The sequence below is a fragment of the Paenibacillus sp. O199 genome (genome assembly GCF_001636635.1).
Lineage (GTDB): Bacteria > Bacillota > Bacilli > Paenibacillales > Paenibacillaceae > Paenibacillus > Paenibacillus marchantiae.
In genome coordinates, this window is sequence record NZ_LGRP01000001.1 from 606,689 (window position 1) to 626,057 (window position 19,369).

The 19,369-nt window shown below is 46.8% G+C and carries 14 protein-coding genes; all 14 read right to left on the minus strand.

Translation table 11 applies throughout. From position 1 onward, the window contains the following. Nucleotides 1-50 precede the first annotated feature (50 nt). Nucleotides 51-1,562, minus strand: coding sequence for a DHA2 family efflux MFS transporter permease subunit (locus tag A6049_RS03100; RefSeq protein ID WP_063563169.1), 1,512 nt, complete (start codon nt 1,560-1,562; stop codon nt 51-53). Further along, on the minus strand, nt 1,559-2,005 hold the full coding sequence (locus A6049_RS03105; protein WP_063563170.1) for a MarR family winged helix-turn-helix transcriptional regulator: 447 nt from the start codon (nt 2,003-2,005) through the stop codon (nt 1,559-1,561). The genes A6049_RS03100 and A6049_RS03105 overlap by 4 nt, the downstream gene beginning before the upstream one ends. A gap of 242 nt (nt 2,006-2,247) precedes the next feature. Further along, entirely contained in the window at nt 2,248-2,685 is a 438-nt protein-coding gene (locus A6049_RS03110) for a MarR family winged helix-turn-helix transcriptional regulator (protein WP_063563171.1), read from the minus strand. A 229-nt stretch (nt 2,686-2,914) separates the two neighbouring features. Further along, complete coding sequence (gene gyrA, locus A6049_RS03115) at nt 2,915-5,377, minus strand: DNA gyrase subunit A (protein WP_063563172.1); 2,463 nt, start codon at nt 5,375-5,377, stop codon at nt 2,915-2,917. A gap of 12 nt (nt 5,378-5,389) precedes the next feature. Next, nucleotides 5,390-7,369, minus strand: coding sequence for a DNA topoisomerase IV subunit B (gene parE, locus A6049_RS03120; RefSeq protein WP_063563173.1), 1,980 nt, complete (start codon nt 7,367-7,369; stop codon nt 5,390-5,392). Nucleotides 7,370-7,445: 76 nt separating this feature from the next. Continuing rightward, on the minus strand, nt 7,446-8,435 hold the full coding sequence (locus A6049_RS03125; RefSeq protein WP_063563174.1) for an ABC transporter permease: 990 nt from the start codon (nt 8,433-8,435) through the stop codon (nt 7,446-7,448). After that, nucleotides 8,428-9,393, minus strand: a complete 966-nt coding sequence (locus A6049_RS03130; RefSeq protein WP_063563175.1) for an ABC transporter ATP-binding protein — start codon at nt 9,391-9,393, stop codon at nt 8,428-8,430. The genes A6049_RS03125 and A6049_RS03130 overlap by 8 nt, the downstream gene beginning before the upstream one ends. Then, nucleotides 9,394-10,260 carry a GDSL-type esterase/lipase family protein gene (locus tag A6049_RS03135; RefSeq protein ID WP_063563176.1) on the minus strand — a complete coding sequence of 289 codons (867 nt, stop codon included), beginning with the start codon at nt 10,258-10,260 and terminating at the stop codon, nt 9,394-9,396. 249 nt (nt 10,261-10,509) lie between these two features. Further along, a complete protein-coding gene (locus tag A6049_RS03140) occupies nt 10,510-11,328 on the minus strand; it encodes a CAP domain-containing protein (protein WP_240321286.1) in 819 nt (272 codons plus the stop codon). 349 nt (nt 11,329-11,677) lie between these two features. Beyond that, nucleotides 11,678-12,136, minus strand: coding sequence for a GNAT family N-acetyltransferase (locus A6049_RS03145; protein WP_062328403.1), 459 nt, complete (start codon nt 12,134-12,136; stop codon nt 11,678-11,680). Then, complete coding sequence (gene purT / locus A6049_RS03150; RefSeq protein WP_063563177.1) at nt 12,126-13,313, minus strand: formate-dependent phosphoribosylglycinamide formyltransferase; 1,188 nt, start codon at nt 13,311-13,313, stop codon at nt 12,126-12,128. Before purT ends, A6049_RS03145 begins: the two co-directional genes overlap by 11 nt. Nucleotides 13,314-13,449: 136 nt before the next feature. Then, complete coding sequence (locus A6049_RS03155) at nt 13,450-15,300, minus strand: ABC transporter ATP-binding protein (protein WP_063563178.1); 1,851 nt, start codon at nt 15,298-15,300, stop codon at nt 13,450-13,452. Next, entirely contained in the window at nt 15,297-17,069 is a 1,773-nt protein-coding gene (locus A6049_RS03160) for an ABC transporter ATP-binding protein (protein WP_063563179.1), read from the minus strand. Before A6049_RS03160 ends, A6049_RS03155 begins: the two co-directional genes overlap by 4 nt. A 321-nt stretch (nt 17,070-17,390) precedes the next feature. Continuing rightward, on the minus strand, nt 17,391-19,369 hold a 1,979-nt coding region (locus A6049_RS03165; protein WP_205411983.1), incomplete at its 5' end, for a dynamin family protein.

Below are 19,369 nucleotides of genomic sequence, written 5' to 3' on the forward strand. Positions count from 1 at the left end.
GTATATATAAGACCTTTATTGAATGAATAATAACGGTAATCTAGGTTGATTTATGCTGTTGCATTCACTTTCTGTTGCTCAGTTGTTACATGTTCAGTAGCCGGTTTTGTTTTACGGATGAAGAAGGCCAGAACCAGAGCAACGACTGTCATTGCGGTCGCTATAATAAAAGCATAGTTTACCCCGTAGATGGTTGCATCTGCGGTAGCACGAAGCATTGCAGCCTTATCATCTGTAGCGATTTGGCCTGTAGCCAAGGTATCTGCCAGATGGGATTTCAACTTGCTACTCATAATCGTAACGAGAATCGCTGTACCAATCGCACCCGCAACCGTACGCAGTGTGTTGGACATCGCTGTACCATGCGCATTCAGACGCTGTGGCAGCTGATTCAGACCCGCTGTTTGAATTGGCATCATCAACATCGACATACCGAACATACGAGCTGTGTAGATAAACATCATGTAACCATAAGTAGTGTCGATCGACAGGCGGCTGAGCCCCCAAGTTGTGATAGCGGTAATTGCAAGACCGGCAACGGACAACCATCGCGCTCCGACTTTATCGAAGATGCGACCTGTGATTGGAGACATAATCCCCATCAAGATGGCGCCCGGCATCATCAGCAAACCGGATTCAATCGGTGAGAATCCACGAATATTTTGCAGGAAAATCGGAAGCAAAATCATACCTGCAAACATCGCCATCGTAACGAGCATGTTAATGATCGTTGTTAATGTATACATGTTGTATTTGAAAATACGGAACTCCAAGAGTGGATGATCGGTTGTCATCTGTCTAATCACGAACAGAATCAGGGATAACGCCCCTACGACCAGACAAGCAATTACAATTGCACTGCCCCATCCGTCTGTACCCGCATCACTGAAGCCGTACAGCAAGCTACCAAAACCGAGTGTGGATAAAATAACACCTGGATAGTCCAATTTAGGTTTGGATTGACGTGTTACATTTTTGACAAACGCAATACCGATTGCAGTTGCAATAACGGAGAATGGCAAAATGATATAGAACAACAGTCTCCAGGAATAATGCTCAACCACATAACCTGACAATGTTGGTCCAATGGCCGGAGCGAGAATCATCGCGATCCCCATTGTACCCATCGCCTGACCACGCTTCTCAATAGGGAAGATCGTCAAGAATACAACCGTCATCAGAGGCATCAGGATACCTGCACCTGCCGCTTGAATAACACGACCTACCATCAGGATAGCAAAGTTCGGACTTAAACCACAGACCAAGGTTCCTAATGTAAATAGCGTCATGGCTGTAATAAAAATTTGACGTGTGGAGAATTTAGCGATCAGATACGCCGTAACCGGAATCAACACACCATTGACGAGCATATAACCCGTAGTCAACCATTGTGCTTTGTTCGCTCCGATGCCGAGGTCCTCCATAATTTTAGGAAGAGCTACGTTCATCAAAGTTTGGTTCAGGAAGGCGACGAATGCACCGATTAACAATGCGGCCACAATCGGGCCTTTCCTAATGTTGTCCATCGCTGAGGATGGCGCTGCTGCTGCAGTAGTACTCATTGGTTGTTCATCTCTCTTCCTTCTAACTTTTCAATCATTTGATTATGAATTCTTAGCAGGTGCTCAAGGTCTTCCTTCGGGATATCCAGAATAGGTGACACTCGCTCCATCCACAAACGGTGTGTTTCCTCCTGAGCCTGTTCCCCTTTGTCCGTAATCTGAAGCTTTACAGATCGACGGTCCGAGTCGGATCGCGTTCGAACAATGTACTCACCCTTGACCAGACGCTCCACCACAGCGCTCATGGAGCTGCTGCCCATATGACAGAGATCAGCCACTTCATTGATACCAATCGAAGGGCGCTCCTTCAAAATGGATAACACCATAAATTGAATCGAAGTGAGCTCAATTTCCTTGTTTTCATTCCAGAATGCCCGGAAGAGCAGTTGATTGACCTGCCGAAACGAATTAATAATGTAGAATACTTCGTATGTGTCAGACATTAATTCACCCTTTTTACTTATGGAATATAATATTTCGTACACGAAATATCAGGGGAACAATTACTTATTATAACAAAAATATTTACATAGTCAACTCTTTACATATAAAATTTTAGAGATTATTCTTACCTATCCAAAGCAGGCAAAACTCTTTAAAGTACACATCAATAAAAAATAACCACAGCCCTCCTGCCTTTTCAGCAAGAGTTCCATGGTTACTATTATTCGTGCGTCCATCGTCTTTAAGATGTGGACAAGGCATGCTCTTTTGTTTTTGGTGTCGTCATTTTGCCTAATAGATAAACCAGCAACTGCTGGTTATGCATTGAAATGTTGCTGAGCACCGAATTCATAAATTCATTACGAATCGTGATTCCCCGTTCGGTCTCCATGCGTCCCTTATCAGATAAGGATACCCATACAATTCGTCGATCCTGATCATCCCGATCCCGGCGAATCAGTCCGTTTTTTTCCATACGATCCAACAACATCGTTACTGCTGCGGGTGTTGTAGCCAGAAAAGGGATCAGATCGGATGGTTTCATCTTCTCGTGATCCTCAAGAACCTCCAGTACGGCCAGCTGCGCCTCTGTTAACGAGGGTGCCAGCTCATGATCCATATGCAGCTTGTAGTCCTTAGTCAGCCTCGACCAGCACTTGGCAAAATCGGAATTATACATCTTGAATCGCTCCTCTCTGCAACCGGTTATCACTTCACCTGCTTAAGTTTTCGCCCTTCAAAGCCGCATTCCTGCTGCCTTTTTTCAATTTCCCAGCGATCGACCGTAATCGACGAAGGTTGTTAAACTTCGCATGGAGGTCCTCTTTTAATCCGCGTTTGAACAACAAAATAAGACTCCTCACATGACAGGTTTCCCTGCTCTGCAAAGAGTCTTTATTGAATCCTTATTAGGAGGAAGAAGCTGCCTGATTCTCTGTGAGATCCATGATAAGCTCCACAATTTCATCCTGTTTATCCACATGCACAAGCAATTTACCAATATGTTTCCGTTCAGTAATAGGTACAGCTTCGGAAGAAATGTGATGTGTTTGACCTTCCTTGGTCATCACCGTTACATTCCGTTGTTCCCGACAATAGAACGCTCCGGCAATTCGGCTACCGTTCGGTTTTACCCGTTTGCCTTCCTTGAATTCAAATGTTGCCAGTCCTTTGCCGCCACGGCTCTGCAGAGCATAATCCAGCAGTAACGAGCGTTTGCCATAACCCAAGTCAGACAATATAGCAACCTCGCCTTCATCGCCTTCCACCCACAGAACAGATACGACTTCATCCGTTTCTTTTAACTGAATACCACGTACGCCTCCAGACACACGACCCATCGGATTTACTTCATCCTCACGGAAACGGATGGCCATGGCTTCTTTGGTGATCAGCATGATGTCCTTGCCACCTGTACTCAGATGAACGGATAATACCTCATCATCCTTGCCGACTTTGCATGCGGCTACTGCGCCAGAACGCTTGGTGACGTATTCCTTCAGCTCGGTACGTTTAACCTGTCCTTTGCGAGTGACAAAGACCAGACTGTGATCCGGCTCTTCGAAAGATTTAACAGCAAGCACACTTGAGATTCGATCGTCTTTTGCCAGAGGAATGACGTTGACGATCGCCGTCCCCGGATCTTTCCACTTGAATTCCGGTACCTGATGCACAGGCAACAGGAAATACTGGCCTTTCTTCGTAAATACCAGCAAATTCTCAAGCGTGTTTACTTCAAGGACCTGAGCGATATAATCGCCTTCCTTCACACCACTTGCGTTACGTTCCCCGCCGGATCGTGTGAATGATTGCATGCCTGTACGCTTGATGTATCCCTCTTTGGACAATGTGACAAATACATCTTCTGCGTTCACCAGCACTTCCAGATTAACCTTGAGTTCTTCTACTTCGCCTTGAATGGCTGAGCGACGATCAATTCCGTATTTCTCACGAATCTCCATCAGTTCTTTACGAATGACTCCGATCAGCTTGCGGTCACTATCCAGAATGGAACGTAATTGCGCGATCTTCTTCATCAGTTCGCCAAGTTCCTTTTCCAGAGAAGTAATCTCCAGATTAGTCAATCGGTATAATTGCAAAGTCAGAATGGAATCCGCTTGACGTTCGGAGAAACCAAACATCCACATCAGGTTATTTTGAGCATCCTGACGGTTCTTCGAAGCTTTAATAGCCGCAATGACCTCATCAAGGATGTTAAGAGCTTTTACCAGACCTTCCAAGACATGTGCACGGTCTTCCGCCTTCTCCAGCTCAAAGCGGGTCCGGAACGTCACAACTTCACGCTGATGGGCAATATAAGCCTCGAGGATTGATTTCAATCCCAATTGCTGAGGGGCTTTGTTTACAATCGCAACCATGTTGAAGTTGTAAGTGACCTGCAAGTCGGTTTTCTTCAGCAAATAAGCCAAAATACCTTGTGCATCCGCTTCTTTTTTCAACTCAACCACGATTCGCAGGCCTTCACGCCCACTCTCATCCCGTACTTCGGCGATTCCTTCAACCTTTTTCTCCAGCCGAATGTTCTCCATCGCTGTAACCAGACGGGATTTTACGACCTGATAAGGGATCTCGGTAATGACGATTTGCTGTTTGCCACCGCGCATATTCTCGATATCGGTTTTGGACCGGAGATAGATCCGTCCTTTACCTGTGCGATATGCATCCAGAATTCCGTCGCCGCCCATGATTAATCCGCCTGTCGGAAAATCCGGACCTTTGATAAACATCATAATCTCGTCCAGTTCAATCGACGGCTTCTCCATCACGGCAATACAAGCATCAATGGTTTCACGCAAATTATGTGGAGGGATCTCCGTTGCAAACCCGGAGGAAATCCCACTTACGCCGTTGACCAGCAGGTTCGGATAACGCGATGGTAATACAACCGGTTCTTTGGCCGTATTATCAAAATTATCCTTAAACAGAACAGTCCGTTTCTCGATGTCGCGAAGCATCTCCATAGCGATGGACGACAAACGGGCCTCTGTATAACGCATCGCTGCAGCCGGATCATCATCCTGTGATCCCCAGTTACCATGACCGTCCACGAGCATATGGCCCATTTTCCATGGCTGTGCCATCCGCACCATACCTTCATAGATGGAGGAGTCCCCGTGAGGATGGTAGTTACCCATGACATCCCCAACGGTTTTGGCTGACTTACGATATGGTTTCTCCGGCGTATTTCCTGAATCGTACATGGCGTACAGAATACGCCGCTGCACAGGCTTCAAACCATCCCGTACATCGGGAATGGCCCGGTCCTGAATAATGTATTTAGAATAGCGACCGAAACGGTCACCTACGACCTCTTCGAGAAAGGCCGGCATAAATTGTTCTGATAGGCTCATTCCAAGCACCTTCTATTCTTCGTACTCTGTAAAGTCGACATTCTCTACAATCCAGCGTTTGCGTGGATCAACTTTATCACCCATAAGCGTAGATACTCGACGCTCCGCTTTCGCTGCATCAACGATCTGTACCTTGAGCAATGCACGTGTTTCCGGGTTCATTGTAGTCTCCCACAGTTGATCCGGATTCATCTCGCCAAGCCCTTTATAACGTTGGAGCTCCACATTGGTTCCAAATTCTTTCATGTAATTCGCCAGCTCTTCATCGGTCCAGGCATAACGTACACTTGCCATTTTGCCGGATTTGCGCGTGAGTTTGTAAAGCGGCGGCTGAGCAATATATATTTTTCCTGCATCAATTAACGGTTTCATGTAGCGGTAAAAGAAAGTCAGCAATAGTACCTGAATATGTGCACCATCCGTATCAGCATCCGTCATAATTATGATTTTGGAATAATTGCTGTCTTCAACTGCGAATTCGGTTCCAATACCCGCCCCGATCGCCGATGTAATGGCGCGGTATTCTTCGTTTTTGAGGATATCAGCCAACTTCGCTTTTTCCGGATTGAGCGGTTTCCCCTTAAGCGGGAGTATCGCCTGGATCTTGGAGTCACGCCCCTGTTTGGCTGAACCGCCTGCGGAATCCCCTTCGACGATAAACAGTTCATTCCGGGTAAAATCCTTCGATTGTGCCGGAGTCAACTTGCCATTGAGGTTGGAGCTTTCGCTGCGTTTTTTGCCCGTCCGCATCTCATCACGTGCTTTGCGTGCAGCTTCTCTGGCTCTGGAGGCCTGAACCGCTTTGCGAATCAACGTTTGCGCAACCTGCGGGTTTTCTTCCAAAAACCGCTGGATGTTCTCGGACACGACAGAATCCACTGCGCTTCGCGCGGAAGCGCTACCGAGTTGATCCTTCGTTTGTCCTACGAATTCGACCTCCGACATTTTGACACTGATGACAGCCATCATGCCTTCACGCAAATCATTACCTTCAAGGTTTTTATCTTTTTCCTTAATCATGCTGGTACGCCTTGCGTAATCATTCATCACACGTGTATAAGCTGCTCTGAATCCGGTCTCATGTGTACCGCCACCTCTAGTGGGAATCGAGTTGACGAACGACGCCAGCGTTTCCGTATAACCCGCGTTATACTGGATCGCCACTTCGACCTCAATGTCATCCTTCTCCGCATAGAAGTGAATGACATCATGCAGCACATCTTTATTTTCGTTAAGAAAAGCAACAAACTGGCTTGCTCCGCCTTCGTACATGTACTCATCCTGATTGCCTGAACGTTCGTCCTTGAGCATAATTCTCAGCCCCGAGTTCAGGAAAGCAATCTCCTGAAGACGTTCTGCCAGTGTATCATAATTAAATTGAATGCCGCTCTGGAACACGCGAATATCCGGTTTAAACGTAACTTTGGTTCCCGTTCGATTGGTATTGCCCAATACTTCGAGACCAGACACCGGTTCTCCGACATGCTCAACGCCTTTTTTGTCCTGCCAATACTCGAATCGTTGACGATGAATCTTGCCATCACGGAAAATCTCGACTTCAAGCCATTCGGACAATGCGTTCGTAACTGACGCACCTACACCGTGCAAACCGCCTGATTTTTTGTATCCTGATCCACCGAACTTTCCGCCTGCGTGCAAAATCGTAAACACGACCTGGGGAGTAGGAATCCCTGTTTTATGTATACCTGTCGGAATTCCCCTTCCGTTATCCTGAACCGTAATAGAACCGTCCTTATGCAGCGTGATATCGATTTTGGAGCAGAATTTGGCGAGATGTTCGTCGACAGCGTTATCCACGATTTCCCATACCAAATGATGTAGACCCGAAGAGCTGGTGCTGCCGATGTACATCCCCGGCCGTTTCCGTACCGCTACCAGTCCTTCAAGTACTTGAATGTCGTCCGCGTCGTAGCCTGAAGACCCTTGTCCTCCGCCTGTCGAACCTGCCGACATATCGATTTGCTCGACCATTCATGCTCCCCCTTCTTAACTTGCAACTAAAAAAATGCCTAAAATGCAAACAGATGTTTTCTTATCCTTGTCCATTTTAATTCAAGATATCCCGTTTCGTAAAGACAATGAATGACACAAAGAGTGAAGCAATGCCCCAAACACTAAGCACAATAAGGGAAAAACCTAAATTCATCCCTTCGATTGGTGGCAATCCGCCAGACAAATAATTTGGAAGTTCGAGGTTAACCATGAACAAATATTTGGCTGACTGCCAGGATGCGGCCATACTGGTGAGAATAGTTCCTGCTATGAGTGCTGCCATCATGATGACAATACTTGCTGCTGTACTTCGCACTAGCACAGAGACCATGAAGGCAAGCATCGCCACAATTATACTGACGAACCAGATGAGCCCTGCCTGCATTAGCATATACAACCACTGGTCCACTGCATGGACTGCTGACATATCGACATCTGTACCCACAACCTTGAATCCGGTAAAGATCGGCATACCGAAACCTTTATATCCGAATACCGCTCCCGAAATGACATAACAGATGACGTACGCCGACACCACAATAATCGACACGAACATAATCAACGTGATGAGCTTACTCAGCAACACTTTCCAACGTTTGACCGGACGGGTCAGAAGCATTTTAATCGTACCTGTGGTGCGCTCACCGGATACCAGATCCGAGGCAATCGCCATAATGAGCAGTGGTATAAACAATCCAACGGCGTTATTCATGAATTCCCGCGTAAAAGTTACACCGCCAGGCTCCTTCGGATTGATGTCATTCTCCAGATAGTATTGCATTTGCTGGATGTACACAGTCCTGTACTTTTTGTATTCTTCAGGTACCCGGTCACTGCCAAGCGAGTTCTGATTATCCGTAATGGCTTGTTGCAGCTCAAGCCGCCAGTCGCCGCCAAACTTGTCACGATTATTTTCCGCAGATTTCATCTGGGCATACGTAAACATCGGAACCAGGACCGCGAGTACGATAAAAATAATATAAAGACGTTTTTTCTTTACCATTTTGATCGTTTCGTTTCGGATCAGCGGCATGATGTTACTCAATGGATTCACCTTCTGTCATTTTTAAGAATAGCTGTTCCAGCGTAGGCTGAATCCGCTGCACTCCTTCAACCTGAATTCCGGCTTGCACCATTTGCTGGACTAGGGCTGGAATTCGATCTTCATGCATTTCAGCAACGACAGCATTCGGACCAAGCCCTGCAACAATGGTATCATCCATAACATCTGCAGGCCGATCCACCAAGGAAACACCTGCATTCAACAGCATTTTTTTACCTTCCTCCAGCGGAGTAACATGCCATATCGCCAATTTGGAATGGTCTTCAATCAGTTCATTGACGCCGCCAACTGCCAGCACGCGCCCTGCACTGATAATCGCCACCCTGTCACAGAGAAGTTGAATCTCACTAAGCAAATGACTGCTGACGAATACAGCCATGCCTTCACTTGCAAGCTGTTTGATAAAGACGCGAAGTTCCTTAATCCCTTTGGGATCAAGTCCGTTCGTTGGCTCATCCAGAATCAGCAGCCTTGGGCGACCAAGCAATGCCTGTGCAATGCCAAGTCGTTGACGCATCCCCAGAGAGTAGGTTCTTACTTTATCATGAATCCGCTGATCGAGGCGTACAATATCCACAACTTCCTGAATACGGTCATTATCCACGCCTGGCTGCATACGGGCAAAATGCTCAAGATTTTCCCATCCGGTCAAATACGTGTACACTTCCGGGTTTTCAACAATGGAACCCACATATCTCAGGGCCCTTTCAGGATCACGGTTGACATCATACCCACAGACTTGAATTTTACCTTCTGTCGGTTTAATTAAATCAACTAACATCCGGATGGTTGTTGTCTTCCCGGCACCATTGGGTCCCAGGAAACCGAAAATTTCGCCTGGTTTAACGTCAAAAGTAACATCCTTAATGATCCATTTGCGTCCAATCTTTTTCTTCAGATGCTGCACGGACAATACGGAATCAGTCTGTTCTTGTGCCATTTATTTTCCGCTCCCTTCTGCTGGAGTCTCTGCCTGATATTCCTGTGCAATCCGAACCGCAATTTGCTCGTAGCCTTCTCCATTGGGATGAAAATGATCTGACGACAGATATTGTCCCAGATGATTTTCAAACAGATCAAATGTAGGTACAAGTGTCATCTTGTCCTCATTGTTCAGAACCTTCATTGCAGCATCGTTCCATGCAGCTACAACCGCATTTCCTGGCTCTTTGAGTTCTTTCACATCCCCAAACGGATTGTATAGCCCTATGTAGGCAATCTGTGCATCAGGGTTAATTTCTTTCACTTTCTTCAAGATCTCCTGCAAACGCTTCGACGTCTCCGGTAATGCCGCAGCAAGTGTCTCTGCCGTGGGCGCGTCTTCTCCCTGTAAAACCTGTCCACCCTGGAATAGATCATTGGCTCCGATCGACAACAGAATAAAGTTGGACTGTTGTAAGACATAACGTACGCCTTGTTCATCTAGCTTGCTCAACAATGCGTCTGTTCTCAAACCGTTCACACCCATATTGTTAAGCACTTGCACATCATATCCCTGATCTTTAAGCAAATTACCTGCCCGCCTTACAAAACCAAGCCCCTCATCATCCCCAGTACCTCTTGCCAGGGAATCACCGATTACAGCCATTCGAATTTTGCCATCTTTCACCACAGGTGTTGATTGCCCGCTATCCTTTGCAGGTGTCGTTGTCTGCTGTCCTGTACCTAATTGGGCATCTCCCTCAGGAAAAATGACGTCTTTAATGGCGTATCCAAATCCAAATAACAGCAGCAATGTTGTTAATATGGACACTGTACTAATGGTTCTCCAGATCCATGGCGCTGAATCAAGATTTCTTTTTTTCATTCATCACATCTCCGCTCATGTACACCTGGCTGGGTGCTTAAAATTTAAAATGATTTTACATTAAGATGACGCTTTTTCTAAATAACATAAATGTTCTGTCGTTAATTTGCAAATTTTGCCGCTGTATTAAGCAGAATTCAGTTTCAAATATGCTTTTACAAAAAAAAGCTATGTCATGCACAGCTTCGAGCTGTGATGACATATAACCTTTTTTTGAACTAAAATCAAAATATTCTTCAATAAAATGAATTAGTTACCGATAAATTCTTGAGCCCAATATCCGTTGTAAAATCCAACACCAATTTTCGTAAAGTTTTTACTTAGGATATTCGCACGGTGGCCTTCGCTATTCATCCAAGCTGTAACAACCTCTTGAGGTGTTTTTTGCCCTTTTGCGATATTCTCGCCAGCATAGCTGTAAGTTACTCCGAATTGTTTCATCATGTCAAACGGAGAACCATAAGTCGGTGATTGGTGATCAAAATAATTGTTGTTGCTCATGTCTTTAACTTTGGCTACAGCCACTTTGTCCAAAAGAGCGTCGGAAGCCAATGCGCTCAGGCCAGCTTTGGCACGTTCAGCGTTCACAAGTTTTACTACTTGAGCTGCAAAATCCGATTGTGTGCTCTCGCTACCACTGTTGCTTGAATTGCCTGTATTGCCCGTAGTCGTTCCAGTTCCAGTTCCACTATTTGAAGGATCTTTGGTTGGTGTAGTTGCCGGTTTCTCTTCTTGAGAAGGTTTTGCAGGTGTTACCGGTTTTGCAGGTGTTGTCGGTTGAGCAGGTTTGGTAGTTTGATCAGGTTTAGTTGTTTGATCAGGCTGTGTTACAGGCTTCTCTACTGTTGTTTGCCCCTCGCCAGTTGATACAGTGTAACCATTATCTTTCAGCCATTGTTCAATGTACGCTTTTAAGCTATCCGCACTCGTAATTTTAAACGTTGTAGTTTTAGTAGTTGTTTTATATGATGCATCTGCAGCAGAAGCGGAAGCAGGGAGCATAACCCCTACGGCGAGTACGGCTGTCAGACTGCTGGTTACCACGGTTTTCATCCATTTCTTCTTCAAATTCATTCATCTCCTTAGAAATATTAGTTATGACAACTTTGTAATTAATACTCTAGGAGTATATCAATTGAATAGTAGATTGTGAACCCATAAATTATGGAAAAGTAACTTTTTTGTCATTTTTAATCCTGTTTCAAAGGGGCGTGGACGGTTTATAGTACATTGCACCATATCCTGCAACTTGCTCTTAAAACACTGGTATATCAACTAAAACCCCAACCATCAACTTTAAAATACGGCATAAAAAAATGGCATCCGGACAAGAAATGCTTGCCGAATGCCACTTATCTTCTATTTATCATTCACCACACCAAAAACGTGAAGATCGCGATATAATAAAACTCTTTTTCTATAGAAGGACTTTACTGAAACGATAGCCTCTCTTCTGGAAACCAATATGCTCGTAGAAAGAATAGGTTGTTGAAGTCACTTCACGGTTCGCTCCGGTGACAAACAATTGTTTCCCACCTTGCTGTCTGCCCCAATCCTCGGCACGAGCCATCAGACGACGGCCAATTCCGCCCCCACGATGCTCTTGCCCTACAATCAAGGACGTAATTTGTGCGGCAGGTTCCGGATAGGCATGACTTTGCACACATTGCAAGCCAATCACACCAATAATCTGTTCATCCACTTCGGCAACAAGCATGCATGCGTTTGGATTGCTTTCCAAACATTCAATGCGCTCTTTCATGACATTGGCTGTTGTGGGATAGCTGACCTCTCGCATCAGTCCCGTTACCGCTTCAGCATCTCGCAGTTCACACTCTCGGATCATCAGTACAGGGGCCTCAACATTATTGGACATGATTTACCTCCACTTTCAGCATATTAGCGGCTTGTACCGCTGTTTTACGAGCTTCTTCCACATCTTGGCCGGCACTTAATGCTACGGCCATTCGGCGTCCCACTTTGGTCTCAGGTTTGCCAAATACACGAACCTGAGTACGAGGAAGCGCCAGTGCTTCTTCAATCCCGCCTACAGTAAAGTCAGATGTTTCATCATTAGCCTTCAGCGTTGCTGAAGCTCCCGGTGTCAGTAAATGTACACCTGTGACCGGAAAACCAAGAATTGCACGCACATGCAGCGCAAACTCGGAACTATCTTGCGTTACCATAGTAACCATGCCTGTATCATGCGGACGAGGCGATACCTCGCTGAACACAACTCCATCTGATGTCAGGAATAATTCGACCCCGAACAGTCCATAACCACCGAGTTCATCCGTAACCAACTTGGCAATATGACAAGCTTGTTCCCATTGCTCTGGTGTCATCGCATGAGGCTGCCACGATTCGACATAATCCCCATCTTTCTGAATATGACCGATCGGAGGACAAAATACAGTCCCTGAGACAGATCTAACAGTGAGCAGCGTAATTTCGCTGTCAAACTTCACAAAGCTTTCCACAATGACACGTACGGATTTGCCACGTGCTCCCGAAAGAGCAATGTTCCAGCAATCCTCTACATCATCCGATGTACGGCATACACTCTGCCCTTTACCGGAAGAACTCATTAGTGGTTTGATGACGCATGGTGTACCCAATTCACGAACAGCTTCCTGAAGTTGTTCCAGGTTGTCCGCAAAAAGATAGGCCGCTGTCGGAAGGTTCAATTGTTCGGCTGCCAGACGGCGGATGCCTTCGCGATCCATCGTTAAACGGGCAGCACGGGCCGTAGGAACGACACAAAATCCTTCTTCCTCAAGCTCGAGTAAAGCTTCTGTTGCGATTGCTTCAATCTCAGGTACGATGTAATGAGGTTGTTCCTTTCGGATCAATTGTTTCAGAGCTTCGGCATTTAACATGTCGATGCAGTAAGACCGATGCGCAACCTGCATGGCAGGTGCGTTTTCGTAACGATCAACAGCGATCGTCTCTACTCCCAGTCGTTGAGCCTCAATAACGACCTCTTTTCCCAATTCTCCGCTGCCCAATAGCAGCATTTTTTTGGCTTGAGCCGAAAATGGAGCACCCCACATGTTCTTTCCAATCCTCCCAAAGAGAAATCTTCTATATCTATCTCTCTATTTTCGGGGTTTTGGTTAAAGAATGCAAGAGTGCTCCCTATTTTTCTTGTGAATTTTACAAGATTTTTTGTGTTTTTTCGATCAATTTTTACAAAAATCTGTATTGAGCTTCTATTAACCCATTATAAACTCCTTGTTTCTGGATAAGTTGCTCATGGTTTCCTTCTTCCTTGATTTCACCATGATCTAGCACGATAATGTTATCCGCATTTCGGATCGTGGAGAGACGGTGGGCCACCATAAAGGAAGTTCTTCCTTGCAGCAGCACTTTCAAAGCCTCCTGAATTTTGAGCTCCGTTTCGGTGTCGATACTGGCAGTCGCTTCATCCAAAATCAAGATTCGAGGGTCAGCCAGCAAGGCACGGGCAAAGGATAACAATTGCCGTTGTCCCATAGATAATACATTCCCGCGTTCTTCGACTTCCGTATCGTATCCACCCGGCAGCTTCATAATAAATTCATGGGCATTAACTGCCTTCGCAGCTTCTTCCACTTCTTCATTGGTTGCATCAAGCCGTCCAAAACGAATATTATCGCGAATGGTGCCAGAGAAGATAAACGTGTCCTGCAACACAATACTGATCTGGCTGCGCAGACTTTCAACCGTTACATCCCTTACATCCTGACCATCAATAGTGAGACGTCCGCCTGATATGTCATAGAATCGGCTGATGAGATTGATAATGGTACTTTTACCTGAACCCGTATGACCTACAAGTGCAATCGATTGTCCGGCATCTGCAGCGAAACTGATTCCCTTCAGCGCCTGTCTGCCCTTCTCATATTCAAACACCACATTGTCGAATACAATATCTCCTTTAATAGAAGCAAGCGGCTTGGCTCCAGGTTTATCCGCAATACTTGGCTCCTCATCCATAAACTCAAAAATCCGTTCGGAGGAAGCCATAGCAACGAGCAACTGATTGTACATCTGTCCCAGACGGTTAATCGGGTCCCAGAAGTTGCCGACATAGTTAGCAAAAGCTACGAGCAATCCGATTGTCAGCTGCCCTTCTTGAATCAGATAAGCACCAAACCAGAACAGGATTAACGTACCGAAGCCGCCCGTAATTTCAATCAGAGGACCAAAGCCTTGGTTCATGGCCGATGCTCTATCCCATGATTTTTTGCTCGACAGATTCATGTTGTCAAAATACTTCATGTTTTCTTTTTCCTGCGTATAGGCCTGAGTCACACGAATCCCCTGAATGGATTCATTCAAATGGGAGTTGATGCGTGAGTTCTTCATACGTACATCCTGCCAGGCACGGCGGATCAGCACACGCAGTTTGGTCGAAATAATAAACATGAGCGGAACCGTAATAATGACCGCGAGGCCCAGTTTCCAGTTGATCAGCAGCAAAATGACGATAATCCCCAACAACTGCACACAGTCAATCATGACATTGACCGCACCGTTGGTGAACAGATCCTGCAGGGAGTTGATATCATTGGTGACACGCACCAATACCGAGCCCGCAGGTCTTTTGTCAAAGAAGTTAAAGGACAGCTTCTGGATGTGTTTGAACAAATCCGAGCGAAGATCGTAAATGACCCGTTGCCCGATAATGTTCGTCAATTTGATTCGGTACGTATTAGCCGCCCATTGAATCAGATACAACACAAGTACAGAACCAGCAATAATATAAAGCATCGTCAAGCTTGGCAAACCCGTTGCAGGTGCAATTGCTTTATCAATCGCCAAACTGATCAAAAATGGAACGGACAATTTCGTAATGGTACCCAAAATCATCATTAGAATAATGAGTGGCAAGAGTTGTCTTGCATAAGGTTTCATGTAAGCGAACAAACGTCCGAACTCACGCCAGTTAAACGGTTTTTCAATTATTTCGTCGTCCTGATATACAAAACGTTCATTCATTTTCTTGTCAGAGGTCTCTTTGACCTCGCGCCTATCGGCTACCGTTTCGGCACTCATGAATTCACCTGCTCCCCAGCCTCCCGCTTACCGCGGGCAATATAATCTGCGTATTGAATCTCATATACGTCCCGGTAAGGTCCAGGCTCTTCAATGAGACGTTTGTGTGTGCCACGTTGAACGACACGTCCTTCATCCAGTACCAGAATCTCATCTGCGTGACGCAGGGAAGAGATCCGATGCGCAATGATAAACGTCGTTCTTCCACGCATGACTTCCTGGAATCCAGATTGAATTTCATGTTCGGTCTCCATGTCGACTGCACTTGTTGCATCATCCAAAACGAGAATTTTCGGGTTTTTTAGCAGAGCTCTAGCAATTGCAATCCGCTGTTTTTGTCCTCCCGATAAGCCCATTCCCCGCTCCCCGACGACCGTATCGTATCCTTCAGGGAATTCCATGATGAATTCATGTGCTTTGGCCAGTTTGGCTGCACGGATAATTTCATCCATGGTTACATTTTTGAGTCCATATGAAATGTTGTTGCGAATGCTGGAAGAGAACAGGAACGTTTCCTGGAACACAGAAGCAATCTGACTCCGCAGGCTGCGAATTCCAATGTCCTTAATATTTTTTCCGTCCAGCTTGATGGTGCCCGAGTTCACGTTGTATGCACGCATCAGGAGCTGAATAATAGTTGATTTACCCGAGCCTGTTCCTCCCAGGAAGCCAATGACGGAGCCCGGTGGCGCATCAAAGTTAATATCGGTCACTGCCGGCATTTTATTGCCGTAAGCAAAGGTAACGGATTCAAAGGCCACATGCCCTTTGACTTGATCAGCCTCTACAATGACCGGATCTTCTGTCTCTTGTACATCTACCGGCGTATTCAAAAGTTCCAACACCCGTTCACCCGATGCTTTGGATTGCGTATAGTTATTGATATGGAAGCCAAGGTTCCACATTGGACCGATTATGTACCAGATCAAACTGAAAAAGGCAACGAGTTCACCGAGTGTTAACGTTTTCTGAATAACCATGTTTCCGCCAATGAGGAGCAGAAGAACTACGCTGACCGAAGCGAGAATCTCCATGATCGGAAAGTATTGACTCCATAATGTTGCTGCATGAATCTGGTTCGTTTTGTAACGCTCGTTACGGACGGCAAACTTCTCCACTTCGTGAGGCTCACGTGCAAATGACTTTACAGTACGCACACCTGTAATATTCTCCTGTACTGCTGTCGTCAAAGAGCTGAGTGCCAGCCGCATTTCTTGGAATGCAGGGTGAATTCGGGATTCGAATCTCAGCGCAACGAAGGCAAGCAGAGGAATACATATGAGCGTTAGCAAGGTAAGCTTCCAACTCATGGTCATCATCATGATTGCGCCGAATACGACCATCAGAACCATGTTGAGAATTTGAGCGAAGCCAAATCCGATAAAGTTACGGATCGCTTCGAGATCTCCAGTGAGGCGGGACATCAAGTCTCCCGTTTTGGCCGTGTCGTAATACCGGAAGGATAAAAATTGAAGCTTTTCGTAACAAGCGTTACGAAGTCGGTACGCCAAGAAGTTTCCGAGACGCCCTCCAAAAAGACCGTGTAAAAATTGCATTCCCGCTTTCAAAATAACGACACCTAATACCGTTAAAGCAAGTTTGGGAACGTCTTCAAAATTGCGCGGAGTGATGACGTCATCAATCAGTATCCTTAGCATGTTCGGATACACCAGTCCAAGCGCGGTCGCTATGGCGAGGCATAAGATCGATAAAAATAAATACGAGCGCTTCTCCCAGAAAAAGATCTGCAATTGCCTGAGAACATCCATGTCTCTCCTCCTCTTATATCGTTCAAAATCAGTATGAACATTTATGAAGTTTATCACCGTCCCCCCTTCGCGGCAAAGCGAATAAGCGACCATATTCAGGCTACTTTCACCTTAATGCGTCATTAAGGGAGGTAGATACCCTTCTATCAATCAAATGTTTGAATATTCTCTTCCTTTCAGGTTGTTCGTACCAAAAAAGGCTCCCTGTATACCTTTAGAGGCAGGGGCCTTTTTTGGTACAACGACAACATTTCAACATATCGCTGTATATCTCATTTCGCTTTTCAACCGTTTACATACAGACATGGATTTGAATACCTTTTATTCACATTTAATCTGCCCCAGTTGTACAGACAGACTCTCCCATTCTTCGGCAGGAATTCCACTGGTCAGAGTCTCATGAAGGGCACTCACGGCCTCCTCAAGCCTCTCTTCCAATTGACGGGATTGATGCTGCAAAGACTGCCCAAGCTGGTTGTCATAGAATTGGACCAGCTTATTCTCCGCAGCAGGCAGAACATCGATCACCATCTGTTTAATAACTGGGTCAAGTGCCGCCTGCAGCCGCTGTCGTCCATCTCCTTCGAAGAACTGTTTCGGATTCCGGAAATAACTAAGATACGCTTTCCAACCCGAAGGTTCTTCCAAACGCACCTCGTCCAGGACAGGTGTACTCCAGCGTTCGTTCAGCGGCAACGACAGATCCATTCCTCCGGATAATCGTTTCAATCCATCTACACATTCGGTCACTTGTTTGTGCAGCCAAGTCTGACCCGCCTGTTCGAGTCGGAGTGTAGTGGCAAGCAGTTCCTGCTCCAGTTCGATGGCAATCATGCGCAGCAGTTCGCGACCGCAGGCTGCAAAGGCTGCTTTCAGATTCCCACGATCCTCACGAAGAACGGATGGATGGAATGCTTCTGCCATGAACAGACCAAAACGATAACCCAGGCGCTGCCGCACATGGAACAGAAGTTCAGACGTTTCCTGAGCCAGTTCTGCCTTCATGGACCGTTCCGCGAGCAAATGTACCCTCTGAAGCGACTGTTCCTGGATTGAGCCCAGCTCATCCCGACGTCGCTGTAGAACCTCTTCCCCCTGAGTCGCATCCTCGGCACGTGTCTTCAGACGTTTTATCACCCGTGCGATCTCTTCAGAAGCTCCACCAACTGCAAGGTCCGCAAGCTCACTTCCTGCAAATCGGTTAAATTCTTTCTCGAACTGAATGAAGCCGGATTGCTCCAGCAATGTCGCATCGTTGCCCGTCTTGCCTTCCATTGCCAGCATGCTGGATACAGGAAATAGGCGTGGTGCCCGAATGCCATTACTGCGCAGCTGAGTACTCACATGGTCAAGAACCTGCTCCAACTCCTCTTCAGAGGAAGACAAATCACTTGCATTAACTACAAAGAACATCTGATCCATCGCCGAGCTGTCTTTGACGCGTCCCAATTGATTCAGGAACTGTCGGTCTCCTTGAGAGAAGGCATGATTGTAGTACGTTACGAAAATGAGTGCATCCGCATTCTTCATATAATTGAATGTGACGCCCGTATGACGGGCATTCACGGAGTCAGCCCCTGGCGTATCTACAAGGACAATGCCTTGTTCTGTCACATCACAACTGTAGTACAGGTCAATACTGTCGACAAAGCAAGACTTCTTCTCATTAGCGACAAAGTTACGATATCCGTTCAGATCCACCAGCACATCCTGGCCGAGTTGAGCTGCGGTATCCTCCCAGCCTGCTGCAGCTGCCTGCAAAAAGCTGTAATGCGGGCGCCCCGCCGGATGCACATCCTGTGGTGAAAGGGCTTTGACGCGTTTTTGCCAGTCTGCCCCAGGCTCGCCCAGTCCAAGCAAACGGAAGGAATACGCAAGATCCTCCTGGAAGGCGTCCGGGGACTTCATCCGGACCCGGGCAGTTCCATGCTCCGCGCCACCGGTCGGAGCCATGATCCGGTTAATTGCCGCTGTCGTTGGATGCGGCGAGACCGGTAACACGGCTTCGCCCAGCAACGCGTTGGCGAAGGAGGACTTACCGGCGCTGAACGCTCCGAACAGCGCCAGCGTAAACGTGCCGCCCGCAAGCGAAGCCGCGCGTGCACGCAGATCCCGTCCCGCCGCCCCCATGGCGGGGTACGGCTCTACCAGCGCAGCGGCGGCTTCCAGCCGTGCCGCCGCTGCGTCCAGGCGCCGGCGACGCTGTGCGCCAGCCGCCGGCTGCCCGTGCACCGCCGCTTTGCGTGGCGGCGGTGCCCCTGGAGTCTGTGGCTGCGCAGCCACAGACTCTGCCGTGCCCG